We start from the raw sequence: 22,454 nt of genomic DNA, 5'->3' as shown, positions 1-22,454 counted from the left end.
CTTTTGCAAACTTTGCGCGCGTCAAAATGTGGTTTATCAACCGCTCAATTACCTTCTTATATTCTCGATGTGATTGATGCCTTAACCAAGGCAGGCTATGAAGCTTATATCGTAGGTGGTGGTGTCCGGGATCTGATGCTGGGTTTAAATCCCAAAGATTTCGATGCAGTGACCAATGCTACACCAGCTCAGGTTAAAGAAGTGTTCGGACGGCGTTGTCGGATTATCGGACGACGTTTCGAGCTGGCGCATGTCTATTCGGGCCGTGAACTGGTTGAAGTGGCAACTTTCCGTGCGCCTCCTAAAAAAGCGGTGACCTCTGCAGCAGGGATGATCCTGCGCGATAATAACTGGGGCACCATTGAGCAGGATTTTGCTCGTCGAGATTTTTCGATCAATGCCATGTATTACCAGCCACGCAAAGGTATCGTGCTGGATTTTTGCAATGCAGTAGATGATATTAAACACAAAACGCTGCGTTTACTGGGTGATCCGACTCTAAGATTTGAGGAAGATCCGGTCCGGATGCTGCGAACTTTACGTTTTGCAGCCAAACTCAATTTCAGTATTGATAAAGCCATTCTGGATATTTTCACTCCGGAAATGACCCAGCTTCTACGTGATGTGTCTCCACACCGTCTCTATGATGAATCGCAAAAGCTATTCACTATGGGACATCTGAATCGCGTGATGCCAATGCTGATCGATTTTGGCATCTGGCGTCAGCTGTTTGCCGATATCAAGCCAAACATTACTGCATTTATTGAACTGGCAGCGAAAAATACCGATCAGCGTATTTCAATTGGCAAGACCATCAATCCGGCTTTCTTCTATGCGGTATTGTTGTGGCAACCGTTCCTGGAGCGCTGTGATTTTTATCTGTCTAAAGGGGTAGTGCCTGCGGAAGCACGTGCGCAAGCAGGACTGGATGTACTGAAACGTCAGGCTACCCGTACTGTGATTCCACGCTTTGCGGAAACTTTCATTCGTGAAGTCTGGGAAATGCAAACCCGCTTGCTCAATCCAAAACCACAGCAAATTGAAGCATTATCAGGTCATGCACGTTTCCGTGCCGGCTTTGACTTTTTGTTGCTGCGTGAAAAATCAGGCGATGAAACTGCACAAGGTATGGGAAGCTGGTGGGAAGCCTATCAGCAAATGGGCAGCGATGAAAAAGAGCGTGCCATTGCTCAATATAATCGTCAGCGTGCCAAGAGCCGTCGTAAGGCTTCTCAGGAAGAACATCTGGAACAGCGCCTGGCTGCACAAGATGTAGCAACCGAGATTGAACCTCTGGTGAATGAGCCGGAACCACGTAGCCGTCGTGCGCGTAAAGCCAAATTTGAGAATGAGCGTAGCAAACCGATTTCTCATGTGGCGGCCAGTGCCAGCGGTGACATTGGTGCAGACCATCCAATTACCAAGCGTAAACGGGTGCAGCGTGATTTAAGCCAGGTTATTTTTGGGCCTACACAATGACAGTGACCTATATCGGTTTAGGAAGTAACCTGGGCGATTCACGCCAGATTCTGGCTGAAGCCGTGCAAAAGCTGGCAAGTTTGGGGCAGGTAAAAACCTCACACTTGTACCAAAGCCCACCCATGGGGCCACAAGATCAGCCGAATTATTTTAATGCTGTCGTACAGTTAATTACGGATCTGGCACCGCTGGATCTGCTGGATCGTCTGCAAGCCTTTGAACAGGAGGCTGGGCGTGTGCGTCTACGTCATTGGGGTGAACGTACCTTGGATCTGGATCTGCTTATTTATGGTGATGAACAGATTCAAAATGAACGGTTAACCGTACCGCATGTGGGCGTGCTGGAACGTGACTTTGTATTGGTGCCATTACTGGATATTGATGCCAACTTGCAGCTGAATGGAAACACATTAAAAGACCTGGACATCGTCAAGCAATCAACCTTAACGGTTTTTGACCGCACGAATTGGGCAAATATTTAATTTTTAATTATTGGCATGTTCGAGAGAACTTCAATAATAGAGGAACATCTTCATGATCAGTCTCAGTGATTTAAGACGATATAAAGCGGAAGGACGCAAATTTTCTTGCCTGACTTGCTATGACGCCAGTATGGCCAAAGCCATGGAAATTGCTGAAGTTGACAGTATTCTGATAGGCGACTCTTTGGGTATGTCGATTCAAGGTCGTGATTCAACCTTGCCTGTGACTGTAGAAGATATGGCTTACCATACCGCAGCGGTACGCCGTGGCAATCAGCATGCACTGATTATGACTGATCTGCCATTTATGAGTTATGCCACTCTGAATGATGCATTACAAAGCTCAAAAACGGTGATGCAGGCCGGTGCACAAATGGTCAAGATGGAAGGTGGTGCCTGGCTGGCGGAAACCGTTCAGGTTCTAACCCGTAACGGGATTCCAGTCTGTGTTCACTTGGGTCTCACTCCGCAGTCGGTGCATGTCTTTGGTGGCTATAAGCTACAGGCCCGTACCCGTGAAGCGGCCGATCAACTGATTGCTGACTGTAAGGCAGTGGTTGAAGCCGGTGCAGCAGTGCTGTTGCTGGAATGTGTGCCTGCACAATTGGGTCAGGAAATTACTGAACTATTCCCGCATATTCCAGTGATTGGCATTGGAGCAGGGGCAGCCACTGATGGCCAGGTATTGGTCGTTCAAGACATGCTTGGTCTAACCTTTGGCCATACCGCGAAATTTGTACGTAACTTTATGAAAGAACAGTCTGGTGCGACTGCAATTCTGGATGCATTTAAAGCCTATCATGCGGCTGTTTTAGATGGTTCATTCCCAGCACCTGAACAAACATTCCAAGTCGAGTTGTAACATGAAAACAGAAACAACCATCCAAGGATTATCTGCTTCGCTCAATCCTGCACGTTCTGCGCGTAAAATTATTGGTTTTGTCCCGACCATGGGCAACCTGCATCAGGGTCACCTGAATCTGGTGCGTGAGGCGCGTAAACTGTGTGATGTCGTTGTTGTGAGTATTTTCGTTAATCCGATCCAGTTCGGACCAAATGAAGATTTTGATAATTATCCACGTACATTGGAACAGGACCAGCAGTTACTGGCAGATGTAGGTTGTGACATTGTCTTTGCCCCAACTGTAGAGCAGATGTATGGTAACAAGCCACGTCTGACCAATATCAGTGTGTCTGGTATCACCAATGATCTATGTGGCTTACAGCGTCCAGGTCATTTTGATGGTGTAGCGGTCGTGGTGACCAAATTATTTAATATTGTTCAGCCTAACTATGCTTTCTTTGGTCAGAAAGATTATCAGCAACTGGCTGTGATTCGTCAGTTTGTTCAAGACCTGAATATTCCGCTGGAAGTGATTGGTGTGCCAATTGCCCGCTCTGAAGATGGTCTGGCACTCAGTTCGCGTAATGGCTATCTAAGCGAGCAGGAACGTGCGACAGCACCGGTTATTTTCCAGAGTCTGAAAACTGCTGAGCAGCAGTTACATGCAGGTAAAACTTTGGAGGAAGCACTGGCTGGTATCCGTCAGACTTTGACAGATGCAGGTCTGGTAATGGACTATGTAGAAGCCCGTACACCGGAATTGCAGAAAATTGATGAATTTAATCAGGATGTCGTGATTCTGATCGCGGCGAAATTAGGGAAAACTCGTTTGATTGATAATCTGCAGATCAAATATGCAGCTGGATAAGTAAAAGGATCGTAAGGCATGAAGCGCATTTTAATTGTGACAGGACAATCTGGCTCAGGTAAATCTTCTGCATTGCAGGTACTTGAAGACTTGGGTTATTACTGTATTGATAATCTGCCTTTGGCCTTGCTTCCTGAAATTGTGGCGAAGCTGGACTGTGAAAATAACCTGGAACAGTTGGCGCTTGGGGTGGATGTTCGTAGTACCCGTGCAGATTTGCAGGAATTCGACCATGTATTTGAACAGCTGCAACAGCATGGTACGGTGGATGTCATCTATCTGACCACACAGGATCAGGAGTTGATTGCCCGTTTTAGTGCATCACGCCGTCCGCATCCTTTGGCTGCCCGTTTCAAGAGTTTGCATCAGTGTATTCAGGAAGAAAAAGTCCTGCTGATGCCGATCCAGCTCCGCTCTACAGTGCATATCGATACCACCGATAAAAGCGTTCATGATCTGAAACATACCTTGCTGTATAAGCTAGGACAGACTGATAACCTGATTGTGATTCTGCAATCTTTTGGCTATAAGCATGGCATTCCTTTAGATGCTGACTATGTATTTGATGTCCGTCATTTGCCGAATCCGCATTGGGAACTGGAACTTCGCAAATACTCAGGCCTCGATCAACCAGTACAGGAATTCCTGGAGAAAAGTGATCAGGTCGAAGACATGTTTCAGGATATTTATCACTTTTTAGACAAATGGCTGCCGACCTTTGCTGAGGGTCATCGTCATTATATGACTATCTCGATTGGTTGTACTGGCGGCCAGCATCGTTCTGTTTATATTGTGGATAGACTAAAAAAAGCGCTTGAGGCAAAATGGTCTATTCAAGTCCTCCACCGAGAAATGAAGCACTGGTCATGATTGATACGACTGTTGACGTAATTAATAAACTAGGTTTACATGCGCGTGCATCAGGTAAACTCATTGAAGTTACCACCAAATTTCGTTCCAGTATCCAGATTGGCAAGTCGGACAAATTGGTTGATGCCAAAAATATTATGTCCTTGCTGATGCTTGGTGCGGGCAAAGGAACAACTTTACGCTTAGTGATTGAAGGTGCAGATGAGGAAAAGGCCTTATCTGAAATTCAGGCACTGTTTGCGGCAAAATTTTATGAGGCAGATTAATCGTGGCACGTCGACCGAGCAGTTTAACTGAAGAAGACTTTGAATCTTTAGAGGGACGCGCAAGTAAAACCGAACAGAAAAAAGCAGTTCAGCGTATGGCTGCTTTAGGCGCACAGTTGGCAGAACTGAGTGCGAAACAAATTAAAAATTTACCCGTTGAAGAACGTCTGATTGAAGCTTTGCTGGATGTCCAGCAAATCAGTTCACATGAAGCACGCCGTCGTCAATTTTCACGTATTGGTAAATTACTTCGTAATGAAAATGAAACCGTGATTCTGTCTTATCTGACTCCGAAACAGGGTTTGAAAAAGACAGCACAATTGCAGCGTTGGGTTGACCGTATCGTGAAAGATGGTGATCCTGCAATTAATGAATTTACCAAAACCTATAATGCGACAGAGCGTCATACCTTACGTCAGCATTATTTACGTGTGCATCGTGATCTAAAAAATCAGGCACCGGAAGAAGAAGTGGCAGCCTCAAAGCAAAAGCTGTTTAACTATGTGCAGCAAGTTGCCCTGATTTCAGATAACTGATTGTAATCTGAATTAAAGAAAAGCGACATTTTGTCGCTTTTTTATTCACTCTAATTAATTTTTATTTTCCATGAAAATTCAAGAATGTTCCTATAAGTCATTGTTAACTGTAAAAAAATGTAAACTTTTAATATTTTTGATTACGTAAGAAATTGGTTTTAGTGCATAAATAAACTATTTAAATCCCTCAATATTTTATGATTATTAAGAATATTTAAAAAATAGAAATAAATTTAGGTTAAAGTTAATATTATTGGCGATCTATTTTTTCAGAAAGTGATAATAAGCATTTTCTATATATTTGAAAATTCAAAAGCTTTTATTTACCTAAAGATCAGAAGAAAAATGAGCTGTTTTTATCTTCCTTAGATTTCAGAACTCAGATGATATTGAAACAATTTGAAATGAATTCAGGAATTTCAAATAATTATATGTAATTTTTTATAAGAGGAATATTTTTTCAAGTAATTCTTAATATTTAAATATCAAGGTATTAAAGCTATCAATGTATCTTTAGAGAAATAAGTTAACAAATCCTTTGGTCGATAAATGAGATTTTAACGTTGAGTAAATATAGAATCTTTGTTATTGATTGTATCAATTTAGTCGGTTGTAATTTTTATTCTATATTCCATAACATCCAGAGAGGCAGACATGGAACTAAAACTGCTAGAGATCGGTCAGAATACGGAGCAGTTAAGCTCGTGCCGTATATCTCTCATTTTAGGTGTCTATACCTCTGACAATTTATTAGACACCTTCTGTAAAGTCGCGCGTAAAGTACTCGGCGTTAAGACCTGTATCATTGGATTCCATACGGAACCCTATATCTGGTACAGCTGTCCGCTCGGTTTTCGCGGTTTGCACGTACCACAGAATGTGGACATCCCTAAATATCTACAAGAAATGGATGTGATCGATCAAAATCATCCTGCATATGCAGAATTATCAGATCATGTAAAAAGCCTTGGTGTAGCTCATCAGCGGCTGGTGGCATTTAATTTAAAATCAGCTCAAGGGCAGTCTTTAGGACAGGTGGTTTTCTTTGATGATCAGACTGAACTGTTTGATCAGGAAGCTATTATTATTGTTCAGCAATTTGCTGAAACTTTAGTCAAGCGAGTCAAACTGAATGAAGAGTATACTGAACTAAAAGAGTTATACGAACAACAATGTGCACAAAACTTCAGTAAAACCAAATTCTTCCAGATTATTGCTCATGACCTGCGTGCACCTTTCCATGGCCTGTTAGGCTTCTCGGAAGTGCTGGCGCAGGAACGTGATACTCTGGATGAGCCCAGTATCCAGAGTATTTCGGATTATTTATATGATACGGCTCAATCGACATATAACTTATTAGAAAGTCTGTTGACCTGGGCGATGGCAGAGGGTGGGCGTTTCGTTTATCATCCGATTAATTATGAATTAAAACAGTCCACTAAAATTGTTTGTGATGTACTGAAAAGTCTGGCGCTGAAAAAGAATATTGAACTGATTGACCAGGTTCCTGAAGATATCAAGGTGCATGCTGATATCAATATGATTACTTCGGTCTTGCAGAACCTGGTATCGAATGCGCTGAAATTTACTCCAGTTGATCAGGGTGGGCAGGTGATTCTGTCTGCTGAAATGGAAGGTGAGCAAGTCAAGATTACAGTTCAGGATACTGGTCTCGGTATGACTGAAGAGCAGATGGAAAATCTGTTTAGACCAAATCTCACGGTGAGCTTAAAAGGTACAGACAATGAGAAAGGCGCAGGTCTGGGTCTGGTACTGTGTAAGCGTTTTGTGGACCTGAACCATGGACAGATTGCCGTAGATTCTAAAGAAGGCGCTGGAACCACCTTTACTGTGCATTTACCTAAAGTGACCAATGATCATCAGGCATTGGTACTTGAAGATCTGCATACTGAAAAGTCCTGAAAATCATAAATTTCTATTAAAACCGTTCCCACTCGGCCTGAACTCCTGCTATAACTAAATAAAAGTTTTGAGGGAATCACCGAGTGATGGACGCGGTACAATTGCAGAAAACCTTAAGAGCCAGTCAGTATGCAGAACAGGTATTGGCCAATCATCAAGATCTATTGAATCAGGATTATGCAATTGATCAGTTTCAGGGGTCACTCGGCACTGAACAGATTCAAGACTTAATCTATTCCAATCTATTAAATATCAGCGATGAAACCATGTGGATGCGTAGCTTACGTATTCTGCGTGCCCGCCTGATGTTCCGCTGGATCTGGCAGGATGCCAATCAACTCACCGATGTCATCACACTGACTCGCGAGCTGTCTGATTTCGCCGATGCCTGCATTTGCGCTGCCAAAGAGTTTGCCCGTATTCCTCTAGTCGCCAAATATGGCCAGCCAATTGGCTATAACGGTAAAGTTCAAGACCTCATCATCATTGCGATGGGCAAGCTGGGCGCTCAGGAACTCAACCTTTCCAGTGATATTGACCTGATTTTTGCCTTTGATGAACAGGGTGAAACAGATGGGCGCAAATGCATTGATGTTCAGCAGTTCTGCATTCTATGGGGGCAAAAGTTAATCTATCTGCTAGACCATATCACCGCTGAAGGTTTTGTATTCCGCGTTGATATGCGTCTGCGACCATGGGGTGATGGTTCTGCTCTGGCCATCAGTCATGCCGCACTAGAAAAATATCTTAGCCAGCATGGGCGTGAATGGGAACGCTATGCTTGGATCAAAGCCCGCATCGTCAATCCGAGTCCAGAAGGTGATGAACTGCTGGATATGACCCGTCCTTTTGTATTCCGCAAATATGTCGATTACAGTGCTTTTGAAGCCATGCGTGAAATGAAAGCAATGATTGAGCGTGAAGTACAGCGCCGCAATATTGAAGACGATATCAAGCTTGGGGCAGGCGGGATCCGTGAGGTTGAATTTATCGTGCAGGTTTTTCAGCTGATTTATGGCGGAGCCAAGCTGGAATTGCAGGATCGGCAATGTCTGCTCAGCCTGAATCATCTGGATGAGGCTGAACTGCTGGATGAGCAGGCAGTGACTGACCTCGAAGATGCCTATTTATTCCTGCGCCGGGTAGAGCATGCTATTCAAGCGCTGCATGATCAACAGACCCAGTGTTTGCCGACTGAGCCAGATTTACGTCAACGTATTGTGGATACTTTGGGCTTTTCAGACTGGTCCGCCTTTATGGAAGTGCTGGATCAAAAACGCGCTAAAGTGATTTACCAGTTTGAGCACTTGATCAAGGAAAATGGACCAGAGCCTCAAGGCAAAAGTTTTTCTCAACTCGAACAACAGCTGAATGAAGTTTTAGATGATCATGCGAAAAATCTGGTACATGAATTCTGGCATGGACATGCCTTAAAAAAACTGCCAGCCAAAGCCATTCAACGTTTAAAAACATTTTGGCCCTACCTGATTGAAGCGATTCTTGAATCAGATAAACCGCAAGTTGCACTGGTCCGCCTGATGCCATTGGTTGAATCGGTCATGCGTCGTACGGTATATCTGGTGATGTTGATTGAAAGCAAGGGCGCTTTACAGCGTTTGGTCAAGATGGCGACTGTCAGCCCATGGATCTGTGAGGAGCTTACCCATTATCCGGTATTGCTGGATGAGTTCCTGTCAATGGATTTTGAATTGCCTAAACGTCAGGATCTGGAAGATAGCCTGCGTCAGCAATTGCTCAGAATCGAAATTGATCAGGTTGAAGATCAGATGCGGGTGCTGCGCCTGTTTAAAAAATCCAATGTACTTGCGGTAGCGGCCAGTGATGTGCTGGCAGAAAGTCCTTTAATGAAAGTCTCGGATGCCTTAACAGACATTGCAGAAGTCTCAGTGAATGCTGCGCTGCATCTGGCTTATGAGATTGTGGCTAAACGACATGGTTTTCCGCTGGATGCAGAAGGGCAGCGCTGCTCGATAGAACATACAGCTTTTGCCGTGATTGGCTATGGTAAAGTCGGTGGCATTGAATTGGGCTATGGTTCGGATCTGGATCTGGTCTTCATTCACTATATGGGTGAGCAGGCTGATACGGACGGTCTCAAGCCGATTAGCGGTTTTGAGTTTGCCATGCGCGTAGCACAGAAGTTTATGTCACTGATGACTACACAAACACTGGATGGACGTGTCTATGAAGTCGATACCCGTCTACGTCCTTCTGGAGAAGCAGGGCTGCTGGTCACTAGCCTGAAAGCATTTGAGCAATATCAGTTGAAAAATGCATGGCTATGGGAGCATCAAGCCTTGGTACGCGCACGTTCCATTGCCGGAGAAGATAGCCTGAGAGAGACATTTGAAGCACTACGCTGTAAAATTCTTACCCAGAAACGCGATATCTGTCATGTACGTAGTGAAGTTCTGAAAATGCGTCAGAAAATGAAAGATCATCTGGGTTCTTCCAAAGAGCAAAAAAAAGATGGGATTTTTCATTTAAAACAAGATGCAGGTGGTATCGTTGATATCGAATTTATGGCACAGTATGCGGTGTTAGCTTGGAGTGGGACGAATAAAGATCTCGCCCATTACTCCGACAATGTAAGAATCCTTGAGGATGCCGCAAAATCAGGTTGCTTATCCAGCGACGATGCGACTGCTCTGATTCAAGCTTATCTCCGTGAACGCGCCGAGAGCCACCGCTTAGCCCTTGCAAATCAATCCATGCAAGTGTCTGCAAGCGACTGGCACGATACCCGAAAGACCGTTTGCAAGTTATGGCAAAGACTGATTGATCCAAGTGCAGTATTTGCACTGGATAGTGAATAATTGTGAAAAATTGGAGTTTGTGGCATGAATTTGGCTGATCGTGATGGTTTCATTTGGCAAGATGGACAACTAGTAGACTGGCGTGAGGCGAAAACTCACGTATTAACACATACCTTGCACTACAGCATGGGTGTGTTTGAAGGTGTCCGTGCTTATGAAACCCCGAATGGAACGGCTATTTTCCGTCTGAAAGAACACACCAAACGTTTGCTCAATTCTGCAAAAATTTATCAAATGAAAGTTCCATTTGATCATGCAACATTAGAACAAGCTCAAATTGATGTGGTTCGTGAAAATAAATTGGCATCTTGCTATTTACGTCCAATTATTTTTATTGGCTCTGAAAAATTAGGTATTGCTGCTACTGACAATACTATTCATGCTGTAGTTGCAGCGTGGAGCTGGGGTGCTTACCTTGGTGATGATGCGATGGCGAAAGGTATTCGTGTAAAAACTTCATCATTCACACACCATCATCCAAACGTGACCATGTGTAAGGCCAAAGCATCTGGTAACTACACATTGTCGATTCTTGCTCACCAAGAAGTGGCACATTCTGGTTATGACGAAGCAATGCTGCTTGATCCACAAGGCTATGTATGCCAAGGTTCAGGCGAAAACGTATTCCTGGTACGTGATGGCGTAATTCACACTCCAGACATCGCTGGTGGTGCATTAGATGGTATTACACGTCAATCGATTATTACTATTGCTAAAGATCTTGGCTATGAAGTAGTAGAACGCCGTATTACCCGTGACGAATTCTATATTGCAGATGAAGCTTTCTTCACTGGTACTGCAGCCGAAGTAACGCCAATCCGTGAATATGATGACCGTCAAATTGGTGAAGGTGTACGTGGTCCAATCACCACTCAAATCCAGAAAGCATACTTTGATGCAGTTCAGGGTAAAGACCCTAAATATGCTCACTGGTTAACTTACGTAAAATAAGTTGATTTATAAAGAAAAAGGACTCATTCGAGTCCTTTTTTATTTGTTATAATTCTCATAATAATGAGGGTTATATGATTTATTCTAATGTTAAATACGTTAATTTATAAGGCAAAAATTGTTAGAAGTTTATTTGTATCAGATAAACAATATTTAAAGAAAAGATTCATTAAAAAATTAGGGTATGTCCCTGATTTTAACGAGCCTAAAACGTTTAATGAAAAAGTGACTGCTCGGATGATTTATGATCGCTGTCCTTTCTATACGGTTTTGGCAGATAAGCATGCAGTGCGTGATTTGGTTGCGAATCGTATAGGCACACAATACCTAGTTCCACTTCTAGGTGTTCATCATTATTTTGAAGACATTAAATTTGATCTTTTACCACAGCAATTTGTTCTGAAATGTACACATGATAGTGGTAGTGCTGTCATATGCAAAAAAAAAGATACTTTAGACATGCCTCATGTGAAAAAGAAGATGAATCGTAGTCTAAGTATGAACATGTATTACAGAAAAAGAGAGTGGCATTATAAGAATATCACTCCCAAAATTATGATTGAAAAATACGTTGAATTATATGTAGATCAAATTACACAATCGACGATTACAACATGTCGAGTGCATTGTTTTCAGGGGAAACCTAAGTTTATAGAAGTGGATATCACAGGTGCAGATGGTATTGAGTACTCCAATATTTATAATACATTGTGGGAGCTTCAGTCTTTTACTGTAGATGGTAAGAAAAACACACCTCTGGATGTGAAAGAGCCAGTCGAGTTTGTGAAGATGCTTGAACTCGCTGAACAGCTTTGTTTTAAGTATGGTTATAGTCGGATAGATTTTTTATTAACGAAAGATACTGTATATTTTAGTGAAATTACCTTAACACCGAATGCGGGTCGTATGGTGATTGAACCAAAACAGTGGGATGAAACGTTAGGACTACTTTGGTAAATAAGTAGCAATTTGATTTATTTATATCAGCACCTTAAGTTCGATTGAGCTTAAAGTGCTTGAAATATAATTAACCCTGATAGAAATCGCGATACCAGTCAACAAACTGTTTTACGCCATCTTCAACAGAAACAGAAGGTTTGTAACCTACACTTTGTTCTAGTGCTGAGCTATCAGCGAAAGTATCTGGTACATCACCGGGTTGTAGTGGCAGTAAGTCCAGAATGGCTTCTTTGCCGACTGCTTTTTCAATGGCATGGATATATTCAATCAGTTTCACTGGTGAGTTGTTGCCGATATTAAAAATTCGGAATGGTGCATTGCTTGTAGATGGATCAGGGTGGTTGCTGTCCCAAGCTGGATTTGGTTCAGCAATTTGATCGCTAGAACGGATCACACCTTCAGCAATATCCACTACAAAGGTAAAGTCACGCGTATGGTTGCCGTGATTAAAAACTGGAATAGATTTGCCTTCAATAATGTTCTTGGTGAACTTAAAGAGAGCCATATCCGGACGCCCCCAAGGACCATAGACAGTAAAGAAGCGCAAGCCTGTGGTTGGCAGTTTGAAGAGGTGGCTATAGCTATGTGCCATCAATTCATTGGCACGCTTTGTTGCTGCATAGAACTGGATCGGATGGTCGACACCATGCTTTTCACTAAAAGGCATGGTGGTGTTGGCACCATACACACTACTGGTACTGGCATAAGTCAGATGTGGTGTTTTGGCATAGCGACAGGCTTCAATGATATTGGTAAAACCGACAATATTGCTTTCCACATAACTCATCGGATTTTCAAGCGAATAACGTACGCCTGCCTGTGCAGCAAGATGAATCACGCGATCAAATTGATGTTCCTGAAAACACTTGTTAACTGCGGCTTTATCTGCAAGGTTGGCATGATAAAAGTCGAACTGCCCCGACTGCTGTTCCGCTGTTTGAGTTAGCAGATCTACACGTGCCTGTTTTAAAGCTGGATCGTAGTAGTCATTCATGTTGTCAAAACCGACCACATCATCACCACGTTCTAAAAGCTTTTTGGAAACATGGAATCCAATAAAACCTGCTGCACCTGTTACCAGAATTTTCATTCATCGCCTCCAAAAATATCACGGGTATACACTTTATCTTCAACGTCACTCAAATCTTTGGATTGACGATTGGTGATAATCACATCTGCCCGCTGTTTAAAGGCTTCTAAATCAGTAATCACTTCAGATTTAAAGAACTCGCTTTCTTTTAATGCCGGTTCATAAACAATGACTTCAACCCCCTTGGCTTTAAGGCGTTTCATTACCCCTTGAATGGCAGAGGCACGGAAATTATCTGAGCCACTTTTCATAACCAGTCGATAAATCCCGACCACCGACGGATTCCTTGCCAAAATAGAATCGGCAATAAAGTCTTTACGGGTACGGTTAGAATCCACAATAGCTTGAATCAGATTGCTAGGTACCTGACTATAGTTCGCCAATAGCTGTTTGGTATCTTTTGGCAGGCAGTAACCTCCATAACCAAAGGAAGGGTTGTTATAGTGATTGCCAATTCGTTGGTCCAGACAGACACCTTCAATAATTTGCTGAGTATCTAAACCGAACGTTTGTGCATAGGTATCCAGTTCATTGAAGAAAGCTACGCGCATAGCCAGATAGGTATTGGCAAATAACTTGATTGCTTCTGCTTCGGTTGAGTCAGTGAACAGAACAGGACTGTCTTTTTTTATTGCACCTTCAATCAGCATATCTGCGAATTGTTGAGCACGCGCTGACTTCTCTCCAACAATAATACGTGATGGATAAAGGTTGTCATGTAAAGCTTTACCTTCACGCAAGAATTCTGGAGAGAAAATAATATTTTCTGTATTAAATTTTTCTTTAACCGTTTTGGTGAAGCCTACAGGAACCGTAGATTTAATAATCATGACCGCTTGAGGGTTAATCTCGGTCACATCACGAATAACGCTTTCGACGCTTTGGGTATTAAAATAATTGGTTTTGGTATCATAATCCGTCGGTGTCGCAATAATGACAAAATCAGCATTCTGATAAGCTTCATATTTGTCAGTTGTTGCACGGAAGTTTAGTGGCTTTTCACTTAAAAAAGTTAAAATGTCAGGATCCTGAATCGGAGAAATCTTCTGATTTAACATTTCAACTTTATTGTCAATAATATCTAATGCCACGACTTCATGATGTTGTGAGAAGATCATGGCATTGGAAAGGCCGACGTAACCGGTGCCTGCAACTGCTATTTTCATATCAACCTGATTATGTATTTTTAATAGGGGAGCCAGAGCCCAAGCCAATAGTGGTGTTCTCAAGGCGGTTTCATATCATACCATAAAGTATTTTGAGTATTATGAAGGTGTTGAAAAGCGGGGGAGTAACTTTGCTTTAGAGATGGTATGATATGGCGCAGAATGCTGGTGGAAGATGAATACATGCAGGAAAACGTAAACGACTCACTGTCAGGTCAGGCTCATACACAGTCTGAACAGAATATTGTGCTATGCATGAAGTGGGGCACCAAATATGGGGCAGAGTACGTCAATCGTTTATACAACATGGTCAAGCGTCATACTACGGTTGACTTTAAAATGGTGTGTCTGACAGACCGTACCGAGGGCATTGATCCTGCTGTTGAATGTTTTCCTATTCCGCCATTGGCCTTGCCAGCAGGTAGTCCTGAACGTGGCTGGAATAAGTTATCGACCTTTGAACCTGATTTATATGGTTTAAAAGGAAATGCACTTTTCCTCGATTTAGATGTTGTGATTGTCGATAATATTGACAGTTTCTTTACCCATCCGGGTGATTTCCTGATTATTCATGACTGGAAACGTCCATGGCGTATTACCGGGAATAGCTCGGTTTATCGTTTCAAGCTGGGAGCTTTTCCTGGTTTAATGCCATATTTCCGTGAACATTTTGATGAAATCCGTCAGAAGTTTCGTAATGAGCAGGCTTATTTATCCTGGTATGTCGATCAGGAAAAGAAACTGAGTTACTGGCCGGATTCCTGGTGCAAGAGCTATAAATATCACTGCCTGCAAAAAATTCCAATGGCTTATTTCAAGCCGCCTGTGAAGCCCGAAGGCGTCAAAATTATTATTTTCCATGGTGAAATCAATCCACCTGACGCAATTAACGGCGGCGGTGGTAAATGGTACCGTTATGTTCTGCCATCGCAATGGATCAAGGATGCGTGGCAATAATTATTAAGTATAGTAATTAAGCAATCCGGTACCTATTTTAAAGTGATGAAGTAAATGCAGCAGCAAATTGATATTGTAATTGCCTGGGTGGATGGCAATGATCTGGAATTAAAAAAGAAACGGCATAAATATCTGACTGGTGAAGATGCATCAGATGCAGTCAGTGACACCCGTTTCGCCAGTAATAATGAAATCTACTACAACATTGCTTCAATCCTGAAATATGTACCTTTTTGCCGCAATATTTTTGTAGTGACCGATAACCAGCGCCCAGAATTTATTGATGAATTTACTGCACAAGGCCTGTGTACTGCCGATAAAATTCGTGTAGTGGATCATCGGGAAATTTTTAGAGGTTATGAGCAGCATTTGCCCACTTTCAATACCCGATCCATTGAAAGTATGCTCTGGAACATTGAAGGATTATCAGACTACTTTATTTATTTGAATGATGACTTTTTCTTTAATTCAACTGCGCAGCCAGAAGATTTTCTAAACGGTAATCATTTGGTGATCTATGGCCACTGGCAAAGCAGTTTTGCGTTGAAAACAAAGTTAAAATATCGCCAATTTTTGCAGCGTCAATTTGGCAAGCCGATTCAGCCGAAGCACATGATTGCACAAATGTTAGGGGCAGATATCCTGGGTTTCAAAAAGTTTTTTGAGATCCATCATTATCCACATATTGTCGATCGTTATGCTTTGAAAGATTATTTATTGGAACATCCGCAGCTGCTGGAAACCCAGATTAAATACAAGTTCCGCAGTGTAGAGCAGCTTAATCCCATTTCACTGATGAATCATATCAAGATTCAAAAGCAGCAAGCTGAGCTGAAGCCGGATATTGAACTGGCTTATCTGAAAAATGAAGATAGCCTCGACAGTTTCGTTTCAGCTTTAGATAATTCTGCAATAAAATATGGTTGTATCCAGAGTCTGGATCAATTGAAGCCAGCAGATGCAAAGCAGATCAGTAATGCCATGCAGAGAAAACTGGCTGGTTATTTGCCAAATTCAATTTTAGCTTAGAGGTTCATGATGAAAGTAATTACTTATCTGATTAATCTGGATGGTAGTCATGAACGGCTTGAACGGGCGACTCAGCAACTAGATGCAGTGCACTGGCCTTTTGAGCGTTTCTCTGCAGTCGATGGCCGCGGCAAGGCTTTAACTGAATTTGCCAACTATGATGATCAAGGTGCGCAACAGATTCTTGGACGTAGCCTGATGAACTCGGAATTGGGGTGTTATCTGAGTCATTATGGTTGCGCAGAGAAGTTTCTGAATACTGATACAGATTATCTGGTTGTGCTTGAAGATGATATGAAAATTAATCCAGACTTTAAAACAAAGCTGGATGGTGTGTTGGAATATCTGGATCAGCATAAAGAATTAGATTGGTACTTAATCAATATTGCAGCCAAAAAGAAAAAGCTGGCGAAAGATATTACCCAGATTGAAGATATGAGCATGTGGCATGCTTTTTATTTTCCAATTCGCGGATTAGGTTTGATCTGGTCACGCCAAGGTGCTCAAGCATTTTTAGAAGCAGGTAAGCACATAAATATGCCTGTCGATATTTTCTTTCAGACCTGGCTGAGTAAAAATGGAAAGGGATTAGGTGTGTGGCCAGCCTTGGTTCGACCTGCAGGTTTAGACAGTGATATTTTAGGGACAGTCGCTTCCCAAGGGGTATCACGTAAACAAAAAGAAAATCGTGGGTTGTCCCATGGTTTGAAGAAGCAAAAGCGCATGTGGCGTGATCGCTATTATGCACTCAGACACTTAATGGCTTCAAAGTAAGTAAATCTGTATGAAAAACATTGTAATTAGCCTAAAAACAGCAACTGCACGTCGTGAACACATTCAAAAAGAATTTGGTAAACAGAATATCGGTTTTGAATTTTTTGATGCATTAACTCCGGATTTGGCAAAACCACTTGCTGCGAAAATGTCTCTAAATGTGCATGAAGATTTTATTACGGCAGGCGAGCTCGCTTGTTTTATGAGTCATGTATCGATCTGGCAAAAAATGGTAGATGAGCAGATTCCGCATTTGGCAGTTTTTGAAGATGATGTATATTTGGGAGAAAATGCTGACTATTTTCTGAGTCAGGATGACTGGATTCAAAATGACTGGGATATTATCAAACTTGAAGCATTTGCCGATAAGGTCTTTTTAAGTGGTCCTAAGATAGATATCGCAAATGGATCGCGTCAGATTATTCAGTTAATGGGAAAAAACTTAGGGACAGCGGGCTATATTTTAAGCTTGAAAGGGGCAAAAAAATACTTGGATTATGTGCGGAAGATCCAGTTAATTCCTTTAGATCAAGTCATGTTTGATGAATTTATCCGAGAGAAAATTCATTCTGTTTACCAGATGGCACCTGCGCTGTGTATTCAGGAGATGATGCTATTCCCTGAAAAGAAGACAGTTCTCTCAAGTGATTTGCTTGCTGAACGTAAAGCGCGTATGCGTAAGCAGAAGAAGAAGGGGTGGGCAAAAATTCAGTTGGAAATTATACGTGTACTCAAGCAAGTAAAATATACTTTGGTTGGGCAGAAAGTAAGTTTTAAATAATTGCTTGGTTATAAAATGAAGAAAGTTATTACATTCGGTACGTTCGATTTATTTCATATCGGGCATTTAAATATTCTTAAGCGAGCAGCAGATTTAGGTAATCATCTTACTGTGGGGATTTCTACGGATCAGTTGAATTTCAATAAGAAAGGAAGAAATCCGATTTATTGTCAGAATTCTAGAGCTAAAATTATTCATGCACTGAAGTTCGTAGATGATGTATTTTTTGAAGAATCTTTGGAAAAGAAGCGAGAATATATTTTAAAGTATCAGGCCGATATTCTTGTGATGGGGGATGACTGGGCTGGACGTTTTGATGAGTTTCAAGACATTTGTGAAGTGGTATATTTACATAGAACTCCTTCTATTTCAACGACTGAAATCATTGAAATTATTAAAGAGTAAAGTTTTTGTGATTGATAAATTATTTAAAAAAATTATTTATTTTTTTTCTGGTTTTATAAGAAGAAACCAGAAAAAATGGGTGTTTGCTAGCCATACAAATTTTGGTGATAATGCTCGCTATTTGTTCTTGGATAGCCATAATCCTCAAAAAATCAGAAAAATTTGGATTGCCAAAAATAAAAAAGAATATAATCTAGTGACATCATTAGGCTATGAATGTTACTTAAAAGGTAGTTTTAAAGCAAAGCTGCATGCTCTAACGGCAAAGAACTTTATTTATACTTGTTATGTATCAGATATTGGGTATCAATATAGTCGTAAGGCAAATTGTATTAATCTTTGGCATGGTATACCATTGAAAAAAATAGAATTTGATATTCATCAGGGACCATTAGCTAAAAAATTTAATCACACTCTTAAAAGTAGGATTAAGCATCCTGAAATTTACAGAGGTCATGATTATGTGTTATGTCCTTCAAAATATGTTTATGAATATTCTTTTAAATCTGCATTTCATATGCAGAAAAAACAGATTTTGAATTTTCCTTATCCGCGATCTATTTTCTTAAAAAGTATGAGTAAAACCTCAAAAAAAATTGAGTTCTTATATGCACCGACTTGGCGTGATAATCAGAAAAACTTTATTCAAAAAGATATTTTAGATTTTAATCTCATCAATCAATTCTGCGCCGAGCATAATTGTATTTTTAAAATTAAATTTCATCCAAATACAAAAGTGGATATTGATACCACATTATTTAAGTATATTGTGCTTGTAGATAGTAAGGATGATCCAAATCAGTGCCTTGCAGAAGCAAATTTTTTAATTACAGATTATTCATCTATATTTTTTGATTATCTTGTATTTGATAGGCCTATCTTATTTTATGTATTTGATGAGTCAGAATATAAATCTAAAAGTAGAGAGATTTATTCTGAGGCTGAAGATATTGATTGTGGGCATAAAATTTATAATCAGCAAGAATTGCTTAATATAATGTCTAAACTAATAGAGGGTCAGGATTTTTATCAAATTAAACGTAAAATAACTATCGATCAGTTTGGTTTGGGATTAACTGATGTTAACAATAAAAGACTCTATCAATACCTATCTGAGCTTTAGCATGGGTTAGCTTGGAGAAATATGATAATTAATGGGATTTGGTTATTATTATATTCATTAATATAAACACCTCTTTCCCTCAATTTTCCTAAACCGTTTATACCCCCACAAATACTGCTCTGGAGCAATGTTAATCATTCGCTCCATTTCCTTGTTTAAGGTATCTACAGAAAGCTGTAAGTCTTTAGATAGAATATCAATTGATAATTTAGTTACATGAATATCAAAGCCGTTTAGATCATCATGACGTAGACAACTCAAGCCAATCACAGAGCATTGGGTTTTTGCAGCCAACTTAGACAGTAGGGTAGAGGATAGAGCATTCTGTCTATAAAAAGGTGAGTAAATACCACCACTTTCTTTGGGCACATGGTCAGGAAGAATGGCAGCGAATCCACCCTGTTTTAAATGCTTGAATAAAGCCCGTACTCCCGTTTCATCAGTTGGAACAAGGGTAGCATTTAAACGCTGCCGTGCTTCGAGCATAAACCGATCGACATCAGGATTTTTACTTGGCTTATACATGATGACTGGACTAGTGTGTTGATTCACCCAGGCATTAAGTAGCTCCCAAGTGCCAAAATGAGGAACGACTGCCAAAGTTCCATTCGGATTTTTCAGTGCATCAGTAAAAATTTCTGGATGATGAATATTCCGGATTTGTTTTAATGCGAACTCAGGTTCAGAACCCCAAATTTTGACTGACTCGGCATAGGTCATGCATTGGCTTTGAACACTTCGTTTTGCCAGTCGTGTGCGTTCCGTTGCTGACAGTTCAGGATAGGCAATTCCTAAATTAATTTCTGTAGTACGGCGAATCGATGAATTCGTGATATAGAGAAGTGATCCAACACTTTTCGCCAAATTTTGAATGAATCTTAACGGGAGTTTGGAGAAGTTCTTGAGTAATGCGTACATGGTGTGCAGCTTGCCTGATTAAGATTCTTGATCAGGATTGCCTTTAAGCACCATATAAATCAAACCTACAAAAATGACGAGTGCACCTAAAATACTGCTCAGGCAGAAGTACACAATACGGTCATTGGTGTCCAGGTTAAACAGGTTGTTTGCAAGGATATAGCGCATGAACAGCCATTGTACGACTGAAAACACGATCAGCATGATGCCACGGTTACGAACAGCAGGACGCATCGCCATTGCCAAATTACCTAAAAATAGAAACTGAAGCTATTATGCCACTGTCGTGCAGGCTTCTCAATGCAATAAAAAAGCCCTGTTAGAACAGGGCTTTTTTACTCAAATCATCAAGAAATTATTCTTGAGATTCGGCTTTTGGTTTTTCACGTAAGCGAATACCCAAATCACGCAGTTGAGTTGATTCAACTGGTGCAGGTGCTTGAGTCAATGGACATTCAGCAGTTTTGGTTTTCGGGAATGCAATCACATCACGGATTGAAGATGCACCAGTCATCAACATCACCAGACGATCCAGACCGAATGCCAAACCACCATGCGGAGGCGCACCGAATTTAAGCGCATTTAGCAAGAAGCTGAATTTCTCTTCTGCCTCTTCTTCAGAAATACCCAGCGCTTCAAAGATCGCTTTTTGCATTTCTAAAGTATAAATACGCAGTGAACCACCACCGATTTCAGTACCATTCAATACCATGTCATAAGCAACAGACAATGCTTCGCCTGGATTATTCTTCACATCTTCAACGCTTGATTTAGGAAGCGTGAACGGGTGGTGAACAGAAGTCCATTTACCATCATCAGTTTCTTCGAACATTGGGAAGTCAACTACCCAAAGCGGAGCCCATTCGCAAGTTGCAAGGTTCATATCATGACCAATTTTCACACGAAGTGCGCCCATTGCATCATTCACAACTTTGGCTTTGTCTGCACCGAAGAATACGATGTCGCCATTTTCAGCACCAACACGTTTCAACAGATCCAGCACGATTGGCTCGATGAATTTAACGATAGGTGATTGAAGACCTTCAATACCTTTCTCAAGTTCATTAACTTTGATGTAAGCCAGACCTTTCGCACCGTAAATACCAACGAATTTAGTATATTCATCGATTGCGCTACGTGGCAGTGAGCCCGCACCTGGAACGCGAAGCGCAACGATACGGCCTTTAGGATCTTTAGCAGGACCTGCGAATACTTTGAACTCGACGTCTTGCATCAAGTCTGCAACGTCAACAAGTTTCAAAGGAATACGTAAGTCTGGTTTGTCAGAAGCGTAGTCACGCATTGCTTCTGAATAAGGCATACGTTGGAATTTGTCGAATTTGATGCCAAGAAGTTCGTCGAACATCTTAACAGTCATACCTTCCATCAAATCCATAATATCGTCATCGCTCATGAACGATGTTTCGATGTCGATTTGAGTGAATTCAGGCTGACGATCCGCACGTAAGTCTTCGTCACGGAAACATTTTGCGATTTGGTAGTAACGATCTACACCACCTACCATCAATAACTGTTTGAACAGCTGTGGTGATTGTGGAAGAGCATAGAAGCTACCATTAGATACACGGCTTGGAACTAAGTAGTCACGCGCACCTTCAGGGGTCGCACGAGTCAAGATCGGAGTTTCAACGTCTAGGAAACCGTGATCGTCTAAATAGTTACGGATCAGGTTGGTCACTTTAGAACGGAAACGTAAACGATCGATCATTTCAGGACGACGGATGTCCAAGAAACGATATTTCAAACGAATTTCTTCAGAAATGCTTGTATTTTCGTCATTTAATGGGAATGGAGGAGTTTCAGATTGAGCAAGAACTTCGATTTCTTTACCCAATACTTCGATTTGACCACTCACCATGTTGGCATTTTCAGTACCCGCATAACGGCGACGTACACGGCCTGTAATTTTTAATACGTATTCAGAACGTGCTTTGTCTGCTGTTGCAAACGCTTCAGGTGTATCTGGGTCGATAACCACTTGAACAAGACCGTCACGGTCACGCATGTCAAGGAAAATGACACCACCGTGGTCACGGCGACGGTGTACCCAACCGCATAATGTTACGGTCTGGTCAATTTGAGCTTCGGTTAAAGAACCGCAGTAATGAGTTCGCATCATAGCGTTAAAAATCCAACTATATGGGTTAAGGAAGCGTATACGTAAACAGCGTACC

General features: G+C 41.4%; 22 protein-coding genes. 17 read left to right on the top strand and 5 right to left on the bottom strand.

Going from position 1 to position 22,454, the window contains the following annotated elements:
* The first annotated feature begins 3 nt into the window (after positions 1 to 3).
* The 11 genes from pcnB (at position 4) to FTV13_RS09050 (ending at position 12,013) form a co-directional block, all read left to right on the top strand.
* Positions 4 to 1,479 carry a polynucleotide adenylyltransferase PcnB gene (gene pcnB / locus FTV13_RS09100; RefSeq protein ID WP_180011818.1) on the top strand — a complete coding sequence of 492 codons (1,476 nt, stop codon included), beginning with the start codon at positions 4 to 6 and terminating at the stop codon, positions 1,477 to 1,479.
* Positions 1,476 to 1,961 carry a 2-amino-4-hydroxy-6-hydroxymethyldihydropteridine diphosphokinase gene (folK, locus tag FTV13_RS09095; RefSeq protein ID WP_179992366.1) on the top strand — a complete coding sequence of 162 codons (486 nt, stop codon included), beginning with the start codon at positions 1,476 to 1,478 and terminating at the stop codon, positions 1,959 to 1,961. Before pcnB ends, folK begins: the two co-directional genes overlap by 4 nt.
* 52 nt (positions 1,962 to 2,013) lie before the next feature.
* Complete coding sequence (gene panB, locus FTV13_RS09090) at positions 2,014 to 2,823, top strand: 3-methyl-2-oxobutanoate hydroxymethyltransferase (protein WP_004782128.1); 810 nt, start codon at positions 2,014 to 2,016, stop codon at positions 2,821 to 2,823.
* Between the two features lies 1 nt (position 2,824).
* Positions 2,825 to 3,673 (top strand): pantoate--beta-alanine ligase, encoded by an 849-nt coding sequence (panC, locus tag FTV13_RS09085; RefSeq protein WP_004782130.1) that lies wholly within the window; start codon positions 2,825 to 2,827, stop codon positions 3,671 to 3,673.
* Positions 3,674 to 3,691: 18 nt separating this feature from the next.
* Positions 3,692 to 4,543, top strand: a complete 852-nt coding sequence (gene rapZ, locus FTV13_RS09080) for an RNase adapter RapZ (RefSeq protein ID WP_004782131.1) — start codon at positions 3,692 to 3,694, stop codon at positions 4,541 to 4,543.
* A complete protein-coding gene (locus tag FTV13_RS09075; protein ID WP_034169914.1) occupies positions 4,540 to 4,809 on the top strand; it encodes an HPr family phosphocarrier protein in 270 nt (89 codons plus the stop codon). Before rapZ ends, FTV13_RS09075 begins: the two co-directional genes overlap by 4 nt.
* A 2-nt stretch (positions 4,810 to 4,811) precedes the next feature.
* Entirely contained in the window at positions 4,812 to 5,345 is a 534-nt protein-coding gene (gene yjgA, locus FTV13_RS09070; RefSeq protein ID WP_005232100.1) for a ribosome biogenesis factor YjgA, read from the top strand.
* 654 nt (positions 5,346 to 5,999) lie between these two features.
* Positions 6,000 to 7,268 (top strand): sensor histidine kinase KdpD, encoded by a 1,269-nt coding sequence (locus FTV13_RS09065; protein WP_180011816.1) that lies wholly within the window; start codon positions 6,000 to 6,002, stop codon positions 7,266 to 7,268.
* An 86-nt stretch (positions 7,269 to 7,354) separates the two neighbouring features.
* The gene (gene glnE, locus FTV13_RS09060) at positions 7,355 to 10,105 is read left to right on the top strand and encodes a bifunctional [glutamate--ammonia ligase]-adenylyl-L-tyrosine phosphorylase/[glutamate--ammonia-ligase] adenylyltransferase (RefSeq protein ID WP_180011834.1); all 2,751 of its coding nucleotides are present in this window, start codon (positions 7,355 to 7,357) and stop codon (positions 10,103 to 10,105) included.
* A gap of 24 nt (positions 10,106 to 10,129) precedes the next feature.
* Positions 10,130 to 11,056 (top strand): branched-chain amino acid transaminase, encoded by a 927-nt coding sequence (locus FTV13_RS09055; RefSeq protein WP_180002350.1) that lies wholly within the window; start codon positions 10,130 to 10,132, stop codon positions 11,054 to 11,056.
* A gap of 87 nt (positions 11,057 to 11,143) precedes the next feature.
* Complete coding sequence (locus tag FTV13_RS09050; RefSeq protein WP_071320433.1) at positions 11,144 to 12,013, top strand: ATP-grasp fold amidoligase family protein; 870 nt, start codon at positions 11,144 to 11,146, stop codon at positions 12,011 to 12,013.
* Positions 12,014 to 12,083: 70 nt separating this feature from the next.
* On the opposite strand, the gene FTV13_RS09045 is transcribed toward FTV13_RS09050, so the two are convergent.
* Both FTV13_RS09045 and FTV13_RS09040 read right to left on the bottom strand, forming a co-directional pair.
* A complete protein-coding gene (locus FTV13_RS09045; RefSeq protein ID WP_180011814.1) occupies positions 12,084 to 13,106 on the bottom strand; it encodes an NAD-dependent epimerase in 1,023 nt (340 codons plus the stop codon).
* Positions 13,103 to 14,272: a nucleotide sugar dehydrogenase gene (locus tag FTV13_RS09040; RefSeq protein ID WP_180011813.1), complete on the bottom strand. Its 1,170-nt coding sequence runs from the start codon at positions 14,270 to 14,272 to the stop codon at positions 13,103 to 13,105. Before FTV13_RS09040 ends, FTV13_RS09045 begins: the two co-directional genes overlap by 4 nt.
* 183 nt (positions 14,273 to 14,455) lie before the next feature.
* Between FTV13_RS09040 and FTV13_RS09035 the strand changes: the two genes are divergently transcribed.
* From FTV13_RS09035 to FTV13_RS09010, 6 genes are read left to right on the top strand one after another with little or no spacing between them, the layout of a single operon-like run.
* Positions 14,456 to 15,229, top strand: coding sequence for a glycosyltransferase (locus FTV13_RS09035; protein WP_071320474.1), 774 nt, complete (start codon positions 14,456 to 14,458; stop codon positions 15,227 to 15,229).
* Positions 15,230 to 15,283: 54 nt separating this feature from the next.
* Positions 15,284 to 16,258, top strand: coding sequence for a stealth family protein (locus FTV13_RS09030; RefSeq protein ID WP_180011810.1), 975 nt, complete (start codon positions 15,284 to 15,286; stop codon positions 16,256 to 16,258).
* A 9-nt stretch (positions 16,259 to 16,267) separates the two neighbouring features.
* The gene (locus tag FTV13_RS09025) at positions 16,268 to 17,032 is read left to right on the top strand and encodes a glycosyltransferase family 25 protein (protein WP_180011832.1); all 765 of its coding nucleotides are present in this window, start codon (positions 16,268 to 16,270) and stop codon (positions 17,030 to 17,032) included.
* Between the two features lie 10 nt (positions 17,033 to 17,042).
* Entirely contained in the window at positions 17,043 to 17,813 is a 771-nt protein-coding gene (locus tag FTV13_RS09020) for a glycosyltransferase family 25 protein (protein WP_180011808.1), read from the top strand.
* Positions 17,814 to 17,828: 15 nt separating this feature from the next.
* Positions 17,829 to 18,218: an adenylyltransferase/cytidyltransferase family protein gene (locus FTV13_RS09015; protein ID WP_180011806.1), complete on the top strand. Its 390-nt coding sequence runs from the start codon at positions 17,829 to 17,831 to the stop codon at positions 18,216 to 18,218.
* A 7-nt stretch (positions 18,219 to 18,225) separates the two neighbouring features.
* The gene (locus FTV13_RS09010; protein WP_180011804.1) at positions 18,226 to 19,341 is read left to right on the top strand and encodes a CDP-glycerol glycerophosphotransferase family protein; all 1,116 of its coding nucleotides are present in this window, start codon (positions 18,226 to 18,228) and stop codon (positions 19,339 to 19,341) included.
* Between the two features lie 57 nt (positions 19,342 to 19,398).
* On the opposite strand, the gene FTV13_RS09005 is transcribed toward FTV13_RS09010, so the two are convergent.
* The 3 genes from FTV13_RS09005 to aspS all read right to left on the bottom strand — a co-directional run bounded on the left by FTV13_RS09005 (position 19,399) and on the right by aspS (position 22,399).
* On the bottom strand, positions 19,399 to 20,259 hold the full coding sequence (locus tag FTV13_RS09005; RefSeq protein ID WP_180011802.1) for a lysophospholipid acyltransferase family protein: 861 nt from the start codon (positions 20,257 to 20,259) through the stop codon (positions 19,399 to 19,401).
* An 18-nt stretch (positions 20,260 to 20,277) separates the two neighbouring features.
* Positions 20,278 to 20,499, bottom strand: coding sequence for a hypothetical protein (locus tag FTV13_RS09000; RefSeq protein WP_005232078.1), 222 nt, complete (start codon positions 20,497 to 20,499; stop codon positions 20,278 to 20,280).
* A 115-nt stretch (positions 20,500 to 20,614) separates the two neighbouring features.
* Entirely contained in the window at positions 20,615 to 22,399 is a 1,785-nt protein-coding gene (aspS, locus tag FTV13_RS08995; protein WP_034704264.1) for an aspartate--tRNA ligase, read from the bottom strand.
* Positions 22,400 to 22,454: the final 55 nt, after the last annotated feature.

Origin of the sequence: Acinetobacter sp. YH12235, assembly GCF_013417705.1 — a bacterium.
Taxonomy (GTDB): domain Bacteria; phylum Pseudomonadota; class Gammaproteobacteria; order Pseudomonadales; family Moraxellaceae; genus Acinetobacter.
The sequence above is the reverse complement of the archived record's forward strand: the minus strand, read 5'-3'. Positions and strand labels throughout refer to the sequence as shown.

What these genes read in the sequence shown, in the direction of transcription:
- folK (WP_179992366.1), top strand. Translation starts at nt 1,476, where the DNA reads ATGACAGTGACCTATATCGGTTTAGGAAGTAACCTGGGCGATTCACGC.
- panB (WP_004782128.1), top strand. Translation starts at nt 2,014, where the DNA reads ATGATCAGTCTCAGTGATTTAAGACGATATAAAGCGGAAGGACGCAAA.
- panC (WP_004782130.1), top strand. Translation starts at nt 2,825, where the DNA reads ATGAAAACAGAAACAACCATCCAAGGATTATCTGCTTCGCTCAATCCT.
- rapZ (WP_004782131.1), top strand. Translation starts at nt 3,692, where the DNA reads ATGAAGCGCATTTTAATTGTGACAGGACAATCTGGCTCAGGTAAATCT.
- FTV13_RS09075 (WP_034169914.1), top strand. Translation starts at nt 4,540, where the DNA reads ATGATTGATACGACTGTTGACGTAATTAATAAACTAGGTTTACATGCG.
- FTV13_RS09065 (WP_180011816.1), top strand. Translation starts at nt 6,000, where the DNA reads ATGGAACTAAAACTGCTAGAGATCGGTCAGAATACGGAGCAGTTAAGC.
- glnE (WP_180011834.1), top strand. Translation starts at nt 7,355, where the DNA reads ATGGACGCGGTACAATTGCAGAAAACCTTAAGAGCCAGTCAGTATGCA.
- FTV13_RS09055 (WP_180002350.1), top strand. Translation starts at nt 10,130, where the DNA reads ATGAATTTGGCTGATCGTGATGGTTTCATTTGGCAAGATGGACAACTA.
- FTV13_RS09050 (WP_071320433.1), top strand. Translation starts at nt 11,144, where the DNA reads ATGTTAAATACGTTAATTTATAAGGCAAAAATTGTTAGAAGTTTATTT.
- FTV13_RS09045 (WP_180011814.1), bottom strand. Translation starts at nt 13,106, where the DNA reads ATGAAAATTCTGGTAACAGGTGCAGCAGGTTTTATTGGATTCCATGTT.
- FTV13_RS09040 (WP_180011813.1), bottom strand. Translation starts at nt 14,272, where the DNA reads ATGAAAATAGCAGTTGCAGGCACCGGTTACGTCGGCCTTTCCAATGCC.
- FTV13_RS09035 (WP_071320474.1), top strand. Translation starts at nt 14,456, where the DNA reads ATGCAGGAAAACGTAAACGACTCACTGTCAGGTCAGGCTCATACACAG.
- FTV13_RS09030 (WP_180011810.1), top strand. Translation starts at nt 15,284, where the DNA reads ATGCAGCAGCAAATTGATATTGTAATTGCCTGGGTGGATGGCAATGAT.
- FTV13_RS09025 (WP_180011832.1), top strand. Translation starts at nt 16,268, where the DNA reads ATGAAAGTAATTACTTATCTGATTAATCTGGATGGTAGTCATGAACGG.
- FTV13_RS09020 (WP_180011808.1), top strand. Translation starts at nt 17,043, where the DNA reads ATGAAAAACATTGTAATTAGCCTAAAAACAGCAACTGCACGTCGTGAA.
- FTV13_RS09015 (WP_180011806.1), top strand. Translation starts at nt 17,829, where the DNA reads ATGAAGAAAGTTATTACATTCGGTACGTTCGATTTATTTCATATCGGG.
- FTV13_RS09005 (WP_180011802.1), bottom strand. Translation starts at nt 20,259, where the DNA reads ATGTACGCATTACTCAAGAACTTCTCCAAACTCCCGTTAAGATTCATT.
- FTV13_RS09000 (WP_005232078.1), bottom strand. Translation starts at nt 20,499, where the DNA reads ATGGCGATGCGTCCTGCTGTTCGTAACCGTGGCATCATGCTGATCGTG.
- aspS (WP_034704264.1), bottom strand. Translation starts at nt 22,399, where the DNA reads ATGATGCGAACTCATTACTGCGGTTCTTTAACCGAAGCTCAAATTGAC.